We start from the raw sequence: 17,030 nt of genomic DNA, 5'->3' as shown, positions 1-17,030 counted from the left end.
GTCAGATCACCGGCGGAGCACGGGCCGATGCCCCGACGCTCGTCCCGCCCGTCCCCCGAAAACCTGGACCCCGGCCCTCGAATCCCAATGAAAGGAACCCGGGCCGCCCCGAAGAGGCGGCGGCCGTGCCCAACCCTACCGGCCCATATGTACGAGGGTCAGTGCTCAGGTGACTCAACAGGCGCCGAAGTGACCAGTTCTGTCAGGACGCCATGGCAATCCTTTGGATGCAGGAAGGTGATCCGGGAGCCCATCGACCCGATCCGGGGCTCGTCGTACAGCACTCGTACGCCCTTGTCCTTGATGTCCGCGGCATCGGCGTCCACGTCCGCGGTGCCGAAGGCGATGTGATGGACGCCCTCGCCGTTCTTGGCCAGCCACTTCGCGACGGTGGAGTCCTCGCGGGTGGGTTCGAGCAGCTGGAGGTAGGAGGCGCCGCCGTCGGACGTCTCGTTGATCTTGAGCATGGCCTCGCGTACGCCCTGCTCCTCATTGACCTCGGAGTGGTAGACCTCGAAGCCGTACGTGGCCCGGTAGAACTCGACTGTCCTGTCGAGGTCGAAACAGGCGATCCCAATGTGGTCGATTCGCGTCAGCATGGAGTCAGTGCAGCGCTCCTGGGGTGGTTACGCAACGTGCGCGCGATCACACTCCGGGCCGGATGACGGGTGGCCTACCGCTCAGTACATTCAAGTAAACCCTCGTTCACACTCCTCAGCTGTGCAGCTGAAAGGGGATCGCACCTCATGTCTGGAACGAACAGCACGACCTCGGTGATCGTCGCGGGCGCCCGTACGCCCATGGGACGGTTGCTGGGCTCGCTGAAGTCCTTCTCCGGAGCCGACCTCGGCGGCTTCGCGATCAAGGCCGCCCTCGACCGTGCGGGCATCGGCGGCGACCAGGTGCAGTACGTGATCATGGGCCAGGTGCTCCAGGCCGGGGCAGGGCAGATCCCGGCACGCCAGGCCGCGGTCAAGGCGGGCATCCCGATGAGCGTCCCCGCCCTCACCATCAACAAGGTCTGCCTCTCGGGCCTCGACGCCATCGCGCTCGCCGACCAGCTCATCCGTGCAGGTGAGTTCGAGATCGTCGTCGCCGGTGGCCAGGAGTCCATGACCAACGCGCCCCACCTCCTCCCGAAGTCCCGCGAGGGCTTCAAGTACGGCGCGATCGAGATGCTCGACGCCATGGCGTACGACGGCCTGACCGACGCCTTCGAGAACATCGCCATGGGCGAGTCGACGGAGAAGCACAACACCCGCCTGGGCATCGTCCGCCCCGAGCAGGACGAGATCGCGGCCCTCTCGCACCAGCGCGCGGCCGCCGCCCAGAAGAACGGCATCTTCGAGGCGGAGATCACCCCCATCGAGATCCCGCAGCGCAAGGGCGAGGCCGTCGTCTTCAGCAAGGACGAGGGCATCCGCGCCGAGACGACGGTGGAGTCGCTGGGCAAGCTGCGCCCGGCGTTCACCAGGGACGGCACGATCACGGCCGGCACCTCGTCCCAGATCTCGGACGGCGCCGCGGCCGTCGTGGTCATGAGCAAGGCGAAGGCGCTGGAGCTCGGCCTCGACTGGATCGCCGAGATCGGCGCCCACGGGAACGTCGCCGGACCGGACAACTCGCTCCAGTCGCAGCCCTCCAACGCCATCCTGCACGCCCTGAAGAAGGAGGGCCTGGACGTCTCGGCTCTCGACCTGATCGAGATCAACGAGGCCTTCGCGGCGGTCGCCGTGCAGTCAATGAAGGACCTCGGGGTGTCCACCGACAAGGTGAACGTCAACGGCGGAGCCATCGCCTTGGGTCACCCGATCGGGATGTCCGGCGCGCGGCTCGTACTGCACCTCGCCCTCGAACTGAAGCGGCGGGGCGGCGGTGTGGGCGCCGCCGCGCTGTGCGGTGGCGGTGGTCAGGGTGACGCGCTGATCGTGCGGGTACCCAAGGGCTGAGTATTTCTGTTCGTACGTCTCTACTCGGATCTACTCGGAACGGAGCTGTGATGCAGGACGTCGCCTCACTGGTGGCCCAGGCCAGGGAAGGCCGGCCGCGGGCCGTGGCCCGGCTGATCTCCCTGGTGGAGGGGGCGTCCGAGCAACTCCGCGAGGTCATGGCCGCGCTCGCCCCGCTCGCCGGGAACGCGTACGTCGTCGGACTCACCGGCTCGCCCGGCGTGGGCAAGTCGACGTCCACGTCGGCGCTGGTGACCGCGTACCGGCGGCAGGGCAAGCGGGTCGGCGTCCTCGCGGTCGACCCGTCCTCGCCGTTCTCCGGAGGCGCGCTGCTCGGCGACCGCGTGCGGATGTCCGAGCACGCCTCCGACCCCGGTGTGTACATCCGCTCCATGGCGACCCGGGGCCACCTCGGCGGGCTCGCCTGGGCGGCCCCCCAGGCGATCCGCGTCCTGGACGCGGCGGGCTGTGACGTGGTGCTCGTCGAGACGGTCGGTGTCGGGCAGTCCGAGGTCGAGATCGCCTCGCAGGCCGACACGTCCGTGGTGCTCCTCGCCCCCGGAATGGGCGACGGCATCCAGGCGGCCAAGGCCGGCATCCTCGAGATCGGCGACGTGTACGTCGTCAACAAGGCCGACCGGGACGGGGCCGATGCCACCGCCCGTGAGTTGAACCACATGCTCGGCCTCGGCGAGTCCCGCGGCCCCGGTGCCTGGCGTCCCCCGATCGTCAAGACGGTCGCTTCGCGGGGCGAGGGCATCGACGAGGTCGTCGAAGCGCTGGAGAAGCACCGGGCGTGGATGGAGGAGCACGGGGTGCTCACCGAGCGTCGCCTCTCCCGGGCCTCCCACGAGATCGAGACGATCGCCGTCACCGCGCTGCGGCAACGGATCGGCGACCTCCACGGGGACCGACGCCTCGGCGCACTCGCGGAGCGGATCGTGGCGGGGGAGCTGGACCCCTACCGGGCGGCGGATTCGCTGGTGGAGGGTTTGCGGGAGGGCTGAGGTATTGGGGTTTTCGCCCCCTCCGCCCCTACCCGTCCCTTGCTTCCGGGCTACGCCCGGTGTCAGCCCGTCCGGCGTTTGAGGACGAGCGCGCCAGCGCGATACGGGGGTTTGGGGGCGGAGCCCCCAAGTGACGCGAACGGGTAGGAGCGGAGGGGGCGAAAAACCCTCCTCAACCCCCGGCCCCCGCTGTTAAGTTGATCCCCATGTTCCTCCTCATGGCATAGGGCCGCCCAGGCCGCGACCACCGCGGCACTCAGGCGCCCCCTTCCGCCCTCTCGCCGAGGAACACACCCATGCCCGCGTCACCTCCGCGGCGGCCTTCGTACGCCGCCGTCCTCCGCATCCCCCACGCCCGCCGCACCTTCACCACCGCCCTGGTCGGCAGACTGTCGTACGGCATGGTCTCCCTGGCCATGATGCTGACAGTGACCCGCACGACCGGGTCGTACGCCGTGGCCGGCACGGTCCTGGCGCTGTTCGGCGCCACGAGCGTGTTCCTGTCGCCCGCAAGGGCGGCCCTGATCGACCGCTACGGCCCGCGCCGCGCCCTCATCCCCATGGCCTCCCTATACGCCACCCTGCTGGGAACCTTCGCCGCGACCGCCTGGCGCCCAGGAGCACCGACGGTGGTACTCGGCGCGCTGGCCGTAGCGGCGGGAGCCTGCACGCCCCCGCTCGGCCCCACGCTGCGCGCCGTGTGGAGCGAAGTAGTCGAGGACCGGCTGCTGTTGCAGCGCGCGTACAGCCTGGACGGCGTGGCGGAGGAGCTCCTGTTCGTCTCCGGGCCACTGCTGGTGGGCGGGGTCGTGCAGTTCGCACCCCCGGCCGCCGGAGTCGCGCTCAGCGCCGTGCTGGTGTGGACGGGAACCCTCGGGTTCGTCCTGTCGCCGGCGGTGGCGGGCGTACGTCCTGCCGTGGCGAAGGCAGGCCGCCCGCGAGCGCGGTTGCGCGGCGGCCGGGCCCTCGCACAGCCCGTCGTCGTCGCGGCGGGCGTCGGTCTGGCGCTGGGCGCACTCGACCTGCTGGTCATGGCCTTCGCCGAGCAGCGCCATCACGGGGACGACGTGGTGGCCTGGGTGCTCGCCGCACTGTCCGCGGGCAGCGCGCTGGGCGGGCTGCTGAACGGTGCCGTCGACTGGCGCACGTCCGCCCGGGTACGGCTGCCGCTGATGGCCGGGGGAGTGGGGCTCGCCCTGCTGGCCGCCGGGCTCGCGCCGGGCCTCGGCACGCTGACCCTCGCCGTGGCCTGCGCCGGCTTCTTCGTGGCCCCGGCACTGACCACGTCCTACCTGATCGCGGACGAGGCGGCACCACCGGGCTTCCGCACGCAGGCGGGCGCCTGGGTCAACACCGCGGTGAACGCCGGGAGTTCGGCCGGTGCCGCGGGGGTGGGCCTGCTGGTCGGCCGGCTGTCGCTGGGCTGGTGCTTCGCGGTCGCGGGCGCCGCGGCCGGGGTGGCGGGTCTGGTTTCTCTGCGAGGCTTGCGCGCTGCGGCTGCCCCTGGCGTGCCGCACGCGGACTCGGCGGAGTCCAGCCACGTCTGACCGTCCACGGAGGATGGGCTCCTTGCGTCGGCACCCTGCGTGGGTGCCGACGCCGGGGGCGGGCTGCGCAACTCGGCGCTACGAGGTGCCGCTGTGCCCACCCGTGCCGCCCCTAGCGGCAGGCATGCCCACAGCTACGACAGCTAAGGCTTGCCCCGCTGCCCCCGCAAATGCTCAGCGATGGGCGTCAGCGTCTTGTGGAGTTCCTCAAGCGCCTCCGGCGACAGCAGGTCCATGAAATGCCGTCGCACGGACGCCACATGATGCGGCGCGACCTTCCGCATCGTCTCCATGCCGTGCTCGGTGAGGACCGCGTACAGCCCACGCCGGTCGGACTCGCAGTTCTCGCGGCGCACCAGGTCCGCGTTCTCCATGCGCGTGATCTGGTGCGAGAGGCGGCTCTTGGACTGGAGGGTGGCGGATGCGAGGTCGCTCATCCGCATCCGTACGCCCTCCGACTCGGAGAGGTTCACGAGGATCTCGTAGTCGTTCATGGTCAGGCCGAACGGTTGCAGGTCCCTTTCGAGCTGGTAGGTCAACAGCCTGTTGACCTCCAGCTGGGTGCGCCAGGCACACTGCTCCGCATTGGTCAGCCAGCGCGTGGCCGTCTCGGTCTCCATAAGTGAAGTCTACCTAAAATGTTGAAAGGCGAACTAGTGAGGGTTGTGTGACTACGCGCACGCGTTCGACGTCACACTCCGCAGACTACCGTTCACAGCCCGAAGCGACGCTGGAGGTCCCCCAGCTGTCCGGGAAGGCGCGGTGCGCCGGCTTGCTGTCCGTGCTGACCCGGCACCCCGCCCCCGCCGGGCACTCCGGCCTGCTGCGGGACCGCGCCCGTGGCCTGCTCGGCCATGAGGGTTTCAGTGGACTGGAGCAGCACCGTGCCCGCCCCTACGAACTCGAACTGGTGCTCCTCCCCGGAGGCCCCGCCGACGCCCGTCATCGCACGTAGACCGCCCATCAGACCTGTCATGTACCCGTGGTCGTAGTGGTGGCACGGGGAGGGGCAGTCCGCCCAGCCGACCAGGGCCTGCGGGTCCACCCGGATCGGGGGTTCCATGAACACCACCGGACCGTTGGAGGCGGCCACAAACTTGCCCGTTCCGATAAGGGTCAGGAAACCCGGCACGATCGACTGCTTCAGCGCGAGACTTGGCTGAAAAGCGAGCAGGTTGCCCGAGCGAATGGTCAGGTTGCCGTTCTCCAGGTCGTACGAATTGACGTCGAAGGCCCGGTCGGCGAGGAGCATCTTGCCCGAGCCCTCCGCCACCACCCAGTCGCTTGCGTGCAGAGGCGAATGAAAGGACGTACGGACAAGTCGGTCGAGTCGGCCGTGTCCGATGCCGTTGAAGGAGATCGACCCGTAGTAGGCGATCATCTTGCCCTTCTGCAGGAACCACTGGCTCCCCTTGAGTTCCACGCAGAAGGTGTAGTTGTTCACGTTGTCGTCGACGGGCAGCGTCATCGGGTCGTGGACGACCGGCCCCGAAGCCCCGTATCCGCTCACAGCTTCTCCTCCGAGGCCTGGACGTACACCGCGCCGTTGCCGCTCAGCTCCAGCTGGAACGCCTCGCCCGAGCCGCGGCCCACCATGTCGCGCCAGCCGAGCGCCGTGGACAGCTTGTTGCGTACGTCGCCGTGGTGGGCGACATACGCCTGCGGGTCCACGTGCACCGGGCGCTGCGGGGTGATCGGGATCTCGAAGACGCCTCCGTGCGCCATGACGGCGACCGCGCCGTGCCCCTTCAGGGTCGTCGTGAAGAGCCCCTGGCCCGTCACCTGACCGCGCACCATGCCCATCACCCCGCCCTGCGAGCCCATGAACATCGTGCCCTGCTGGAGCGTGCCGTCGAAGGCGAGCAGCCGGTCCGCCTCCACGTACAAGGTGTCGCCGGTGAGGCCGATCACCTGGATGTGATGGCCGCCGTGCCCGAAGAGCACCGTGCCGGAGCCCTCGACCGTCATCAGCGGTGTCGCCTCGTTCGCCAGGCGGCGGCCGAGCATCGACATCACACCGCCCTGGCCGCCCTGGATGTTGGGCGTGAAGGACACCTCGCCCTTGTACGCGAGCATCGCCCCGCGCTGGCTGAACATCCGCTGCCCCGGCATGACCGTGGCCTCGACCATCTTCGAGTTCACTTCGCGGAAGGGCATGTCACACATCCCCCGCGATCGTGTTCCGCTCACTGGGCTGCACATAGACCAGTCCGTCGCCCTCGAAGCGGATCTGGAAGGCCTCGCCGCCACCCTCACCCATGAACGTGCGGAAGGTCACACCGGACTGGAAGGACTGCCGCACATTGCCCTGATGCGCGATGTACGCACCCGGATCGACCGTCAGCGGGTACTGCGAACTCACCCGCAGCACCACCGCCGGGCCGTCGGACATGATCGCCGCCTGCCCGTGCCCCTCGACGGTCGTCGTGAACAGCCCGTTGCCCTGGGTGGCACCGCGCATGCCGGTGAACGAGGTGCCGGTCCGCAAGCCGGCGTCCGTCACCAGCAGATTGCTCGACTCGACGTACAGCTTGTCCCCCTGGAGATTCACGAGGTTGATCTCGGAGGCCCGGTCCGCGAACCAGCAGGTCCCGTGCCCCTTCACCTCCATCACCGTCATCTGCTCACCGGTGAGACGCCGGGTCACCATCCCCCGTACGCCCTCACCGCCGCCGCTCATCTTCTTGAAGGCCATCTGGCCGTCGTACGCCACCATCGAGCCGTTCTTCGCCTTCACGGCGTCCCCGGTCATGTCGACGGCCAGCACCTTGCTGCCTTGAAGTCGGAACATCGCCACGGTGCGAAGGTAGCGGCCGGGTGCGGTCCGACAAAAGGGTCTACGGGTGGATCTCATCCCTGATCGGACCCCTAGGGGTGCCGGGAGCGGACCCCGTGGCCCGGTACCGTCCAGCCGTTTGCCACAATGGACGCAAGTTTGTGCTTGTGTTCACAAACTGTCGGCCGACGTCTCCCACCGAAGGTGACCCGTGGATCTCAAGACAGCTTCCGCCCTCCGCCGCCTCCGTCTGGTCTCCGTGCCGGAGGGCATCTCCTGGATCCTGCTGGCCGCCTGCACGGTCATCAAGTACACGGTCGCCAAGGGCTTCGACGTCGCCCCGGTGCTCGGGCCGATCCACGGCGTGCTGTTCATCCTGTACGTGATCTTCTGCCTGGACGCCTGGAACCGCACCAAGTGGAACGCCGGGACCGGCTGGCTCTACCTCGCGTACTCGATCATCCCCGGCGGCGGCTTCATCGCCGAGCGCAGGCTGCGCCGCGAGGCCGAGAACGCGGTCATCGCCTCCCGCGCCCGGCGCGAGGGAGTGGTGGAGACGTCATGATCGTCGCCTTCTCCGTGACACCGCTGGGTGTCGGCGAGGACGTGGGGGAGTACGTCGCCGACGCCGTCCGGGTCGTACGCGAGTCGGGGCTGCCCAACCGCACCGACGCCATGTTCACCTCGATCGAGGGCGAGTGGGACGAGGTGATGGCCGTGGTCAAGCGCGCCGTCGCCGTCGTCGAGGAGCGCGCCCCGCGCGTCTCGGTCGTCCTGAAGGCGGACATCCGCCCCGGTGTGACGGACGGTCTGACGTCCAAGGTCGAGACGGTGGAACGCCACTTGTCCGCGTAGGCCTCACGCATGCGAACCCCGGTCCTTCTGGGCCGGGGTTCTGTTGTGTCCGGCCCAGTGCGCCGATTACCCCTTCGGACGCGCCCAGTTCGACACGCCGCCAAATGTCCACTTGTGTATGGGTATCGGCTCGTTCGATCACCGGACAAGTTCAATCACTGGAGGGCGCTGTGCGGCCCGAGGGCTACGAATACGACACCTACAGCCGTCTCGCCGGACCGCTGACGCAGCCGTCCGGCCCGGCGTACCAGGTGCAGTACACCAAGCTCCTCTCGCGTGAGCCGCACCGAATACGCGCCATCCTGCTGATGACCTTCGCGCCGATCCTCACCGGCGTGCTCCTCGTCTACCTGGTGTGGCCGAGCCACTGGGTGGAGCGCGAAGGCGGCGCACGCTGGCTGGTCGGCCTCGACATCACGATGCTCATAGCCATCGGGCTGATCGAGCTCTTCATGGTCGTCAACGTGATCAGCATCGCGCACGCCACGATGGTGGCCCGGGACCCGATACCCGTCATGGCCCAGGAAGGGACACGGGTCGCCTTCCTCACCACGTACGTCCCCGGCAAGGAACCCCTCTCCATGGTCCGCGCCACCCTCGAAGGCGCCGTCCGGGTCACTCACACAGGACCCGTGGACGTCTGGCTCCTGGACGAGGGCAACGACGAACAGGCCAAGGCGCTCTGCGCGGAACTCGGCGTCCAACACTTCACCCGGTTCGGCGTCCCGGACTGGAACCGCGACAAGGGCGCCCACAAGGCCCGTACCAAACACGGCAACTACAACGCGTGGATCGCGATGCACGGTGCCGAGTACGAGTTCTTCGCCTCCGTGGACACCGACCACGTCCCGCTCCCCAACTTCCTTGAACGGATGATGGGTTACTTCCGGGACCCCAACGTGGCCTTCGTCGTCGGACCGCAGGTCTACGGCAACTACGAGAGCCCCGTCACCAAGGCGGCCGAGTCCCAGCAGTTCCTCTTCCACGCGCTGATCCAGCGCGCCGGCAACTGCTACCGCGCCCCCATGTTCGTCGGCACCAACAACGTCGTACGCATCGCGGCCGTCCGTCAGATCGGCGGCCTGTACGACTCCATCACCGAGGACATGGCCACCGGGTTCGAGCTGCACCGTCACAAGAACCCGATGAGCGGGAAGCACTGGCGGTCCGTCTACACCCCGGACGTGCTCGCCGTCGGTGAGGGCCCCGCCTCCTGGACGGACTTCTTCACCCAGCAGATGCGCTGGTCGCGAGGGACGTACGAGACGCTGTTCAAGCAGTACTGGAAGGCGCCGTTCACGATGCCTCCCGGCCGCCTCTTCTCGTACACCATGATGCTCGTCTACTACCCGATGACAGCCGTCAACTGGCTGCTTGGCATCATGAGTTGCTTCCTCTTCCTGTGGTTCGGCGCGTCCGGCACACAGGTCACCGCGTCCGTCTGGCTGATGCTCTACAGCGACGCGGCCGCCCTCCAGATCGGCCTCTACCTCTGGAACCGGCGGCACAACGTCTCCCCGCACGAACCCGAAGGGTCGGGCGGACTCGCCGGGATGGCCATGTCGGCCCTCTCCGCACCCATCTACCTGAAGTCGCTGGGCGAAGCCCTGATCCGCCGCCCCAGCCGCTTCGTGGTCACCCCCAAGGGCGGCGAGACCAACCCCGACCGGCTGCTGACCTTCCGTATCCACCTCACCTGGGCGGCGCTCCTCGGCGTCTCACTCGCCGCGTCGGTCGCCCTCGACCACACCCACGCGGCCATGCGCACCTGGGCGCTCCTTGCCATGGGCATCTCACTCGCCCCCGTCGGAGTGTGGATCTCCACCCTGCTCAAGGAACGCAGGGTCCGGCCGGTGCCCCACGCGACGACCGCACGGATCCCCGAGTCCGCCGAGCCCGCCCTCGCGACCAGCGGCAGCACCGCCAAGGTCACCAGCTCCACGACAGGAGGTAACTAGGCCATGGCCTACCAGCCCTCGCAGAAGACGAAGAAGACCGTGCTGGGCATCGGCGGCATAGTCGTACTCGCCGGACTCAACGCCCCCGCGGCACTCGACTTCGCCGGCGAGAAGTACTACGAGTACAAGATCGCGCAGCCCGGCTACAAGGCCAAGTACGGCTCCTGGAGCCACCTCGACATCCCCGACGACTACCGCACCAACGCCATCCACGCCGCCCTGCTGCACACCGGCAAGGTGCTGATCGTCGCGGGCTCGGGGAACGAGAAGCGGAAGTTCGACAAGGGGTCCTTCGACACCGTCCTGTGGGACCCGACGACCGACACCTTCAAGAAGATCGCCACCCCTGACGACTTCTTCTGCTCCGGGCACGCCCAACTCCCCAGCGGCAGAATGCTGGTGGCCGGCGGCACCGCCCGCTACGAGCTGCTCGAGGGCGAGGTCGAACGGGCCGGCGGCGGTATGCGGGTGAAGAACGAGAACCCCGACAAGGCGGTCCTCTTGAAGAAGGGCACCCGCTTCCGCTCACCCGCCGGCGTCGAGTACGTCAGCAAGGTCGACGTCACGGTCCCCAAGGCCAAGCGCACACAGAAGATCACGTACAACCGTGCGGGCGTCATGCAGCCCTGGAAGACCAAGGTCCTCGCGAGCGAGTCCCGCGTCTTCGTGGAGGCCACCGAGGACGGCCCGACCTCGGCCACCGACAAGCAGGCCCAGTACGAGATCGTCGGCCTGAAGGGCAAGGACGCCGACAACACGTACGGCCTCTCCGAGAAGATCACCCTGGAGAAGCAGGACTTCCAGGGGATCAGAGCCGCCTACGAGTTCGACCCGAAGGCCGAGAAGTACATCCCCGTCGACCCGATGCAGAAGGCCCGCTGGTACCCGACGCTCGTCGGCCTGGAGGACGGGCGCGTCCTCGCGGTCTCCGGCCTCGACGACGTCGGCGTGATCGACCCCGGCGACAACGAGATCTACGACCCGAAGACCAAGAAGTGGACGCCGGGCCCGAAGCGGTACTTCCCGACGTACCCCGCGCTCTTCCTCACCAAGGGCGGCAAGCTCTTCTACCCGGCGTCCAACGCCGGTTACGGGCCCGCCGAGAAGGGCCGCGAGCCCGGCATCTGGGACCTGAAGACCAACAAGTTCGAGAAGGTTCACGGCCTGCGGGACCCGGAGGAGACAGAGACCTCCGCCTCCCTCCTGCTGCCGCCCGCGCAGGACCAGAAGGTGATGATCCTCGGTGGCGGAGGCGTCGGCGAGTCCAAGAAGTCGACCCCGCGCACGGCCGTCGTCGACCTCAAGAAGGGCAGCCCCTCCTTCGAGGACGGCCCCAACCTCCCCCAGGGCACCCGGTACCTGAACAGCGTGATCATGCCGGACGACTCCGTCTTCACCACCAACGGCTCCGAGGACTACCGCGGCCGCAGCGCCAGCAACATCCTCAAGGCGCAGTTCTACGACCCCAAGGCCAACTCCTTCTACGAGGCCGCCTCCCCGAAGGTCGGCCGCAACTACCACTCCGAGGCACTGCTGCTGCCCGACGGCCGCGTCGCCACCTTCGGCTCCGACCCGCTCTTCGACGACCAGCAGAACACCAAGCTGGGCCACTTCGAGCAGCGCATGGAGATCTTCACCCCGCCCGCCCTGCACAAGAACGGCAAGAACCGCCCCGTGCTCGGTGACGGCCCGGAGGTACTCGACAGCAAGCGGCGCGCGACCTACCCGACCGAGTATCCGGAGCGGGTGGTCAAGGCCCGGCTGATGCGGCCGAGCGCGGTCACGCACACGACGGACGTCGAGCAGCGGTCCATCGAACTCGGGCTCACCAAGACCAAGAACTCGGTCACCGTGGACGTACCGAGTGACCGGGCGTTGGTGCCGCCGGGTTGGTACATGCTGTTCGTGACGGACGGGGAGGGGACGCCGTCGGAGGCGAAGTGGATCCAGGTCAAGTAACAGATGACAAGTGACAGATGACGGATAACAGATTCTGAAATCTGTTATCCGTCATCTGCTGCCGACCGTTAAGCCTTGGAGTTGCGCGCCAGCCCCAACGCGTAGTCCGGCCACCACTGCCCCGCCGCCGGCCCGCCTCGGCACTGCCCGTCCGACTCTCCGGGCCGCTTGATCCACAGATAGGCGTCGAGGGCGGACTCCCCGGTCTCTGTGGTGGGCCGGGTGCCCAGCGCCCGGCCGGGCGGGTTGCACCAGGCCTCGCTGCGGTCGCCGCTCAGCGGCCCGTTGCCGTTGCGGCTGGTGTCGACCACGAAGTGCTTGCCGCCGAGGTCCTGCGACAGGTGGACGCCGTACTCCTTCGTCACCGCGTCCGTCTGGAAGTTGGAGACGTTCAGCGAGAAGCCGTCGGCCTGGGCGACCCCTGCGCGTTGCAGCGGCTCGACGAGTTTCCAGGGCTCCTCGATCCAGGCGGGGTTGCCGGCGTCGAGGTACACCTTGGTGTTGGGTTGCTGCTTCAGCCGCACGATCGCCTCGGAGAGCAGCTGCTCGCGCTCCGCGTGGTACTCACCCGGGGTGCAGCCGTCCACGATGTGCGCGACGGCGTCGGGTTCGAGGACCACGAGGGCCTTGCTGTCGCCCAGCGCGTCCGCGAAATTCCCGATCCACTCCCGGTAGGCGCTCGCGTCGTACGCCCCGCCCGCGGAGTGCTGCCCGCAGTCGCGGTGCGGGATGTTGTACGCCACGAACACCGCCGTCCGCCCCTCCTGCGTGGCTGCCGAGGCCGCCGCCCTGATCGTCGCCCCCGGGTCCTCGCCCGCGGGCCACAGCGCGGCCGGCTGGTCCGCGATCCGCTTCAGCGACTCGGCGTCCTGCGCGCGCCCCTGTCTGTTCCACATCTCCATCTGCTGGGCGGCGGGACTGGCGGGATCGACCCAGAAAGGGGACCGGGACTGCGCGGTGGGCGTCGCGTCCTGGGGCGCGCGCCGCACGACGGAGGCCTCGTCGACGCCTGTCATGGACGAGCAGCCCGCCGCGAGCCCGAGCGCCGCGAGTGCCGCGAAGGTACGGATCAGCCGGGACATCCTGCCCCCTTGAGCGAAGGTGACTATCAGTGACGATTCATCAGTAATCGTTACATAGAGCGCTTAATCGACATGGATACGACACTGGGGCGGCGAGGTCCGGACGGTGTTCTGCCAGGCGTTCCGGGGCCGGGGACCGAAACGCGAGACGGGGCTGACCACGATGTGACCGGCCGGTAAGGTCTTTGGCGTGTCGAAGCCGCTCAGCCTTGCCTTTGATCCCATCGCCCGTGCCGACGAGCACTGGAAGCAGCGGTGGGGCTCTGTGCCGTCCATGGCGGCGATCACCTCGATCATGCGCGCGCACCAGATCCTGCTCGCGGAGGTGGACGCGGTGGTGAAGCCGTACGGGCTGACGTTCGCGCGGTACGAGGCGCTGGTGCTGCTCACGTTCTCCAAGGCGGGCGAGCTGCCGATGTCCAAGATCGGTGAGCGGCTCATGGTGCATCCGACGTCCGTGACGAACACCGTGGACCGGCTGGTGAGGTCCGGGCTCGTCGACAAGCGCCCCAATCCCAACGACGGGCGCGGCACGCTCGCCTCCATCACCGAGAAGGGCCGCGAGGTCTGCGACGCGGCCACCCAGGACCTGATGTCGATGGACTTCGGGCTCGGTGCGTACGACGCCGAGGAGTGCGGGGAGATCTTCGCGATGCTGCGGCCGCTGCGGGTCGCCGCGCGGGACTTCGACGAGGAATAGCCTCCTCCGGTACGGGCCGGGGGTGCCCGAAGATCGCCCGGAGTGCCTGGTTACGCTCATTGGCATGAAGAAGAGCGTGCTGACCCGCTACCGGGTGATGGCCTACGTCACCGCCGTGATGCTGCTGGTGCTGTGCACCTGCATGATCTTCAAGTACGGCTTCGACAAGGGAGAGGACCTCACGCTCGTGGTCTCGCAGATCCACGGCGTGCTCTACATCGTCTACCTCGTCTTCGCCTTCGACCTGGGCTCCAAGGCGAAGTGGTCGTTCGGCAAGCTGGCGTGGGTGCTGATCTCGGGCACCATCCCGACCGCGGCCTTCTTCGTCGAGCGCAAGATCACCCGTGAGCTCGAGGGCAGCCTTGTGGACGGCGCTCCCGCGGTCGCCAAGGCGTAATCGCACAACCTCTGCCGCCGTATGGGCAACCTACGGCGGTCAGCCATCGACATTTACTAGGACGTCCTAGTAAATTCGAAGGTATGGACGCTGACGCCATCGAAGAGGGCCGCCGACGCTGGCAGGCCCGGTACGACGCCGCGCGCAAGCGCGACGCGGATTTCACCACGCTCTCCGGCGATCCCGTGGAGCCGGTGTACGGGCCGCGGCCCGGAGACACGTACGAGGGCTTCGAGCGGATCGGCTGGCCGGGGGAGTACCCCTTCACCCGCGGCCTCTACCCGACCGGCTACCGAGGGCGCACGTGGACCATCCGGCAGTTCGCCGGGTTCGGGAACGCCGAGCAGACCAACGAGCGCTACAAGATGATCCTCGCCAACGGCGGCGGGGGCCTGTCCGTGGCCTTCGACATGCCGACGCTCATGGGGCGGGACTCCGACGACCGGCGTTCGCTCGGCGAGGTCGGGCACTGCGGGGTCGCGATCGACTCGGCGGCCGACATGGAGGTCCTCTTCCAGGACATCCCGCTCGGCGACGTCACGACATCGATGACGATCAGCGGGCCCGCCGTGCCCGTCTTCTGCATGTACCTGGTGGCAGCCGAGCGGCAGGGCGTGGACCCCGCCGTCCTCAACGGCACGCTCCAGACCGACATCTTCAAGGAGTACATCGCGCAGAAGGAGTGGCTCTTCCAGCCCGAGCCGCACCTGCGCCTCATCGGCGACCTGATGGAGCACTGCGCCGAGCGGATCCCCGCCTACAAGCCGCTCTCCGTCTCCGGCTACCACATCCGCGAGGCCGGCTCCACGGCCGCGCAGGAGCTGGCGTACACCCTCGCCGACGGGTTCGGGTACGTCGAGCTGGGCCTGTCCCGCGGCCTCGACGTGGACGTCTTCGCACCGGGCCTGAGCTTCTTCTTCGACGCGCACCTCGACTTCTTCGAGGAGATCGCCAAGTTCCGGGCGGCACGGCGGATCTGGGCGCGCTGGATGCGGGACGTGTACGGGGCCACGTCCGACAAGGCGCAGTGGCTGCGCTTCCACACGCAGACGGCGGGCGTCTCGCTCACCGCTCAGCAGCCGTACAACAACGTGGTGCGTACGGCGGTGGAGGCACTGGCGGCGGTCCTCGGCGGCACGAACTCGCTGCACACCAACGCCCTGGACGAGACGCTCGCGCTGCCCTCGCAGCAGGCCGCGGAGATCGCCCTGCGTACGCAGCAGGTGCTGATGGAGGAGACGGGCGTGGCCAATGTGGCCGACCCGCTGGGCGGTTCCTGGTTCGTCGAACAGCTGACGGACCGGATCGAGGCGGACGCCGAGAAGATCTTCGAGCAGATCAGGGAGCGGGGGCTGCGCGCGCACCCGGACGGACAGCACCCGATCGGTCCGATGACCTCCGGGATCCTGCGGGGCATCGAGGACGGATGGTTCACCGGGGAGATCGCCGAGTCCGCGTTCCAGTACCAGCGGTCCTTGGAGAAGGGTGACAAGCGGGTCGTGGGCGTGAACGTCCACCACGGCTCCGTCACCGGCGACCTGGAGATCCTCCGGGTCAGCCATGAGGTGGAGCGGGAGCAGGTACGGGCGCTCGACGGCCGCAAGGCCGCGCGGGACGGCGCGGCGGTACGGTCCGCGCTGGACGCCATGCTGGCCGCCGCCCGCGACGGCTCCAACATGATCGGTCCGATGCTGGACGCGGTCCGGGCGGAGGCCACGCTCGGGGAGATCTGCGACGTCCTCCGGGACGAGTGGGGGACGTACACGGAGCCGCCGGGCTTCTGACCGGCCGCTCCGTGTACGACGCGACCAGGAACACCCCACGGCCGTTCTCGGCGCCGATCACCGGCGCGGGGAGCGGCCGTAGGTAGTCGTACTCATGACCGGCTGCCGCCGGGCCGGGACGATGGGCCGTGATGGCGGACCCGGCCGGTGCCGGGCGGGGCAACTGGGGGACGGTATGGGGAAGTTCCTGATCGGTGTGTGCGCTGTGTTCGCGACGGTCGGAGCTCGTGCTCGCGTACGCGGTGGGGGCGCCGCTGTCCGTGGTGCTGGGGGCCGCGGCCGGGGTGGTGAGCCTGCTCTGGCTGCTCGTTCTGCTGACGGTGCCGTGGAATCTCTATTTCCGGGCCCATTCGGTGCTCGCCGAGATCGCGGTGAGCCGGGAGAAGGGGCTGGTGGTCTCGAAGGAGAGGGACGCCGAGGCCGCGAGGATCGCGCGCGTGATGCTTCGGGCCGCCATCGCCGGGCACCTGGTGACGGCGGGCCTCGTCGTCGCGGTCACCGCCGCCACGGGCAACGCCACCGGCTACTGGTTCGCCGGCTTCTTCCTCCTGAGCACGGTCTTCCGCCCCGCGGGCGCCTACTTCGCGCAACTGCGGCGACGCCTCGGCACGCTGCTCAAGGACGTGACGTACCCGCGCGACGACGTGGTCGAGCTGCGAGGGAATGTCACGCGGCTGGTGACGGGAGTGCGGGTCCTGGAGGAGAAGACCGAGGAGCAGTACCGCTCCCTCGCCGAACTGCGGCGCACGGTCGATGCCTTGGGCGTCTCGGTGTACGAGCGTGCCGATGACGCCGACCGGAAGATCGCCGCGCTGGGGCGGGAGTTCGAGGCCACGGTGAACCGGCTCACCAACAACGAGGAGATCATCGCGGGGTTGAAGGCGTTCCTGCGGTTGCTGCGGGCGGGGGACGGGGTGGAGGGGGGTCGGTCGGTGCGGGGGTTCTAGGACTTGGCGCTGGCGCTGGGGTGCGGTGGCTGCCGGGAATGTTCAGCGGACCGCTCAGGGAGGGCGCGA

17 protein-coding genes are annotated in these 17,030 nt (G+C 68.5%); 11 read left to right on the top strand and 6 right to left on the bottom strand.

The window, feature by feature from the left end; translation table 11 throughout:
- Positions 1 to 158: 158 nt before the first annotated feature.
- Complete coding sequence (mce, locus tag OG266_RS13590; RefSeq protein ID WP_371545827.1) at positions 159 to 599, bottom strand: methylmalonyl-CoA epimerase; 441 nt, start codon at positions 597 to 599, stop codon at positions 159 to 161.
- A gap of 147 nt (positions 600 to 746) precedes the next feature.
- Here mce and OG266_RS13585 point away from each other — a divergent pair, with 147 nt between their 5' ends.
- The 3 genes from OG266_RS13585 (at position 747) to OG266_RS13575 (ending at position 4,503) form a co-directional block, all read left to right on the top strand.
- Positions 747 to 1,949 carry an acetyl-CoA C-acetyltransferase gene (locus tag OG266_RS13585; protein WP_329545441.1) on the top strand — a complete coding sequence of 401 codons (1,203 nt, stop codon included), beginning with the start codon at positions 747 to 749 and terminating at the stop codon, positions 1,947 to 1,949.
- A gap of 50 nt (positions 1,950 to 1,999) precedes the next feature.
- Positions 2,000 to 2,956 (top strand): methylmalonyl Co-A mutase-associated GTPase MeaB, encoded by a 957-nt coding sequence (meaB, locus tag OG266_RS13580; protein ID WP_329545440.1) that lies wholly within the window; start codon positions 2,000 to 2,002, stop codon positions 2,954 to 2,956.
- Positions 2,957 to 3,252: 296 nt separating this feature from the next.
- Positions 3,253 to 4,503 (top strand): MFS transporter, encoded by a 1,251-nt coding sequence (locus OG266_RS13575; RefSeq protein WP_371545823.1) that lies wholly within the window; start codon positions 3,253 to 3,255, stop codon positions 4,501 to 4,503.
- Between the two features lie 143 nt (positions 4,504 to 4,646).
- On the opposite strand, the gene OG266_RS13570 is transcribed toward OG266_RS13575, so the two are convergent.
- The 4 genes from OG266_RS13570 to OG266_RS13555 form a co-directional block, all read right to left on the bottom strand.
- Positions 4,647 to 5,123 (bottom strand): MarR family winged helix-turn-helix transcriptional regulator, encoded by a 477-nt coding sequence (locus OG266_RS13570; protein WP_266454163.1) that lies wholly within the window; start codon positions 5,121 to 5,123, stop codon positions 4,647 to 4,649.
- A gap of 92 nt (positions 5,124 to 5,215) precedes the next feature.
- On the bottom strand, positions 5,216 to 6,013 hold the full coding sequence (locus tag OG266_RS13565) for an AIM24 family protein (protein ID WP_266454161.1): 798 nt from the start codon (positions 6,011 to 6,013) through the stop codon (positions 5,216 to 5,218).
- A complete protein-coding gene (locus OG266_RS13560) occupies positions 6,010 to 6,660 on the bottom strand; it encodes an AIM24 family protein (RefSeq protein WP_266454160.1) in 651 nt (216 codons plus the stop codon). Before OG266_RS13560 ends, OG266_RS13565 begins: the two co-directional genes overlap by 4 nt.
- A gap of 1 nt (position 6,661) precedes the next feature.
- Positions 6,662 to 7,294, bottom strand: a complete 633-nt coding sequence (locus OG266_RS13555; RefSeq protein WP_266463721.1) for an AIM24 family protein — start codon at positions 7,292 to 7,294, stop codon at positions 6,662 to 6,664.
- Positions 7,295 to 7,490: 196 nt separating this feature from the next.
- On the opposite strand from OG266_RS13555, the gene OG266_RS13550 reads away from it, so the two are divergent.
- The 4 genes from OG266_RS13550 to OG266_RS13535 all read left to right on the top strand — a co-directional run bounded on the left by OG266_RS13550 (position 7,491) and on the right by OG266_RS13535 (position 12,051).
- The gene (locus OG266_RS13550) at positions 7,491 to 7,844 is read left to right on the top strand and encodes a DUF3817 domain-containing protein (protein ID WP_266454159.1); all 354 of its coding nucleotides are present in this window, start codon (positions 7,491 to 7,493) and stop codon (positions 7,842 to 7,844) included.
- Positions 7,841 to 8,134 (top strand): MTH1187 family thiamine-binding protein, encoded by a 294-nt coding sequence (locus tag OG266_RS13545; protein WP_261707197.1) that lies wholly within the window; start codon positions 7,841 to 7,843, stop codon positions 8,132 to 8,134. Before OG266_RS13550 ends, OG266_RS13545 begins: the two co-directional genes overlap by 4 nt.
- Before the next feature lie 170 nt (positions 8,135 to 8,304).
- The gene (locus OG266_RS13540) at positions 8,305 to 10,092 is read left to right on the top strand and encodes a glycosyltransferase family 2 protein (protein WP_371545819.1); all 1,788 of its coding nucleotides are present in this window, start codon (positions 8,305 to 8,307) and stop codon (positions 10,090 to 10,092) included.
- Positions 10,093 to 10,095: 3 nt separating this feature from the next.
- Complete coding sequence (locus OG266_RS13535) at positions 10,096 to 12,051, top strand: galactose oxidase-like domain-containing protein (RefSeq protein WP_371545817.1); 1,956 nt, start codon at positions 10,096 to 10,098, stop codon at positions 12,049 to 12,051.
- Between the two features lie 68 nt (positions 12,052 to 12,119).
- Here the strand turns inward: OG266_RS13535 and OG266_RS13530 are convergent, their stop codons facing one another.
- On the bottom strand, positions 12,120 to 13,133 hold the full coding sequence (locus OG266_RS13530) for a glycoside hydrolase family 6 protein (protein WP_371545816.1): 1,014 nt from the start codon (positions 13,131 to 13,133) through the stop codon (positions 12,120 to 12,122).
- Between the two features lie 190 nt (positions 13,134 to 13,323).
- On the opposite strand from OG266_RS13530, the gene OG266_RS13525 reads away from it, so the two are divergent.
- From OG266_RS13525 to OG266_RS13510, 4 genes are all read left to right on the top strand, one after another.
- Positions 13,324 to 13,833, top strand: a complete 510-nt coding sequence (locus OG266_RS13525; protein ID WP_266454154.1) for a MarR family winged helix-turn-helix transcriptional regulator — start codon at positions 13,324 to 13,326, stop codon at positions 13,831 to 13,833.
- A gap of 64 nt (positions 13,834 to 13,897) precedes the next feature.
- Positions 13,898 to 14,230, top strand: a complete 333-nt coding sequence (locus tag OG266_RS13520; protein ID WP_266454153.1) for a DUF3817 domain-containing protein — start codon at positions 13,898 to 13,900, stop codon at positions 14,228 to 14,230.
- 83 nt (positions 14,231 to 14,313) lie between these two features.
- Positions 14,314 to 16,014 (top strand): methylmalonyl-CoA mutase, encoded by a 1,701-nt coding sequence (locus OG266_RS13515; RefSeq protein WP_371545814.1) that lies wholly within the window; start codon positions 14,314 to 14,316, stop codon positions 16,012 to 16,014.
- A 227-nt stretch (positions 16,015 to 16,241) separates the two neighbouring features.
- Positions 16,242 to 16,961 carry a hypothetical protein gene (locus tag OG266_RS13510; protein ID WP_371545812.1) on the top strand — a complete coding sequence of 240 codons (720 nt, stop codon included), beginning with the start codon at positions 16,242 to 16,244 and terminating at the stop codon, positions 16,959 to 16,961.
- Positions 16,962 to 17,030: the final 69 nt, after the last annotated feature.

Origin of the sequence: Streptomyces sp. NBC_00554 (assembly GCF_041431135.1) — a bacterium.
In the GTDB taxonomy this organism is placed as follows: Bacteria; Actinomycetota; Actinomycetes; order Streptomycetales; family Streptomycetaceae; genus Streptomyces.
The sequence above is the reverse complement of the archived record's forward strand: the minus strand, read 5'-3'. Positions and strand labels throughout refer to the sequence as shown.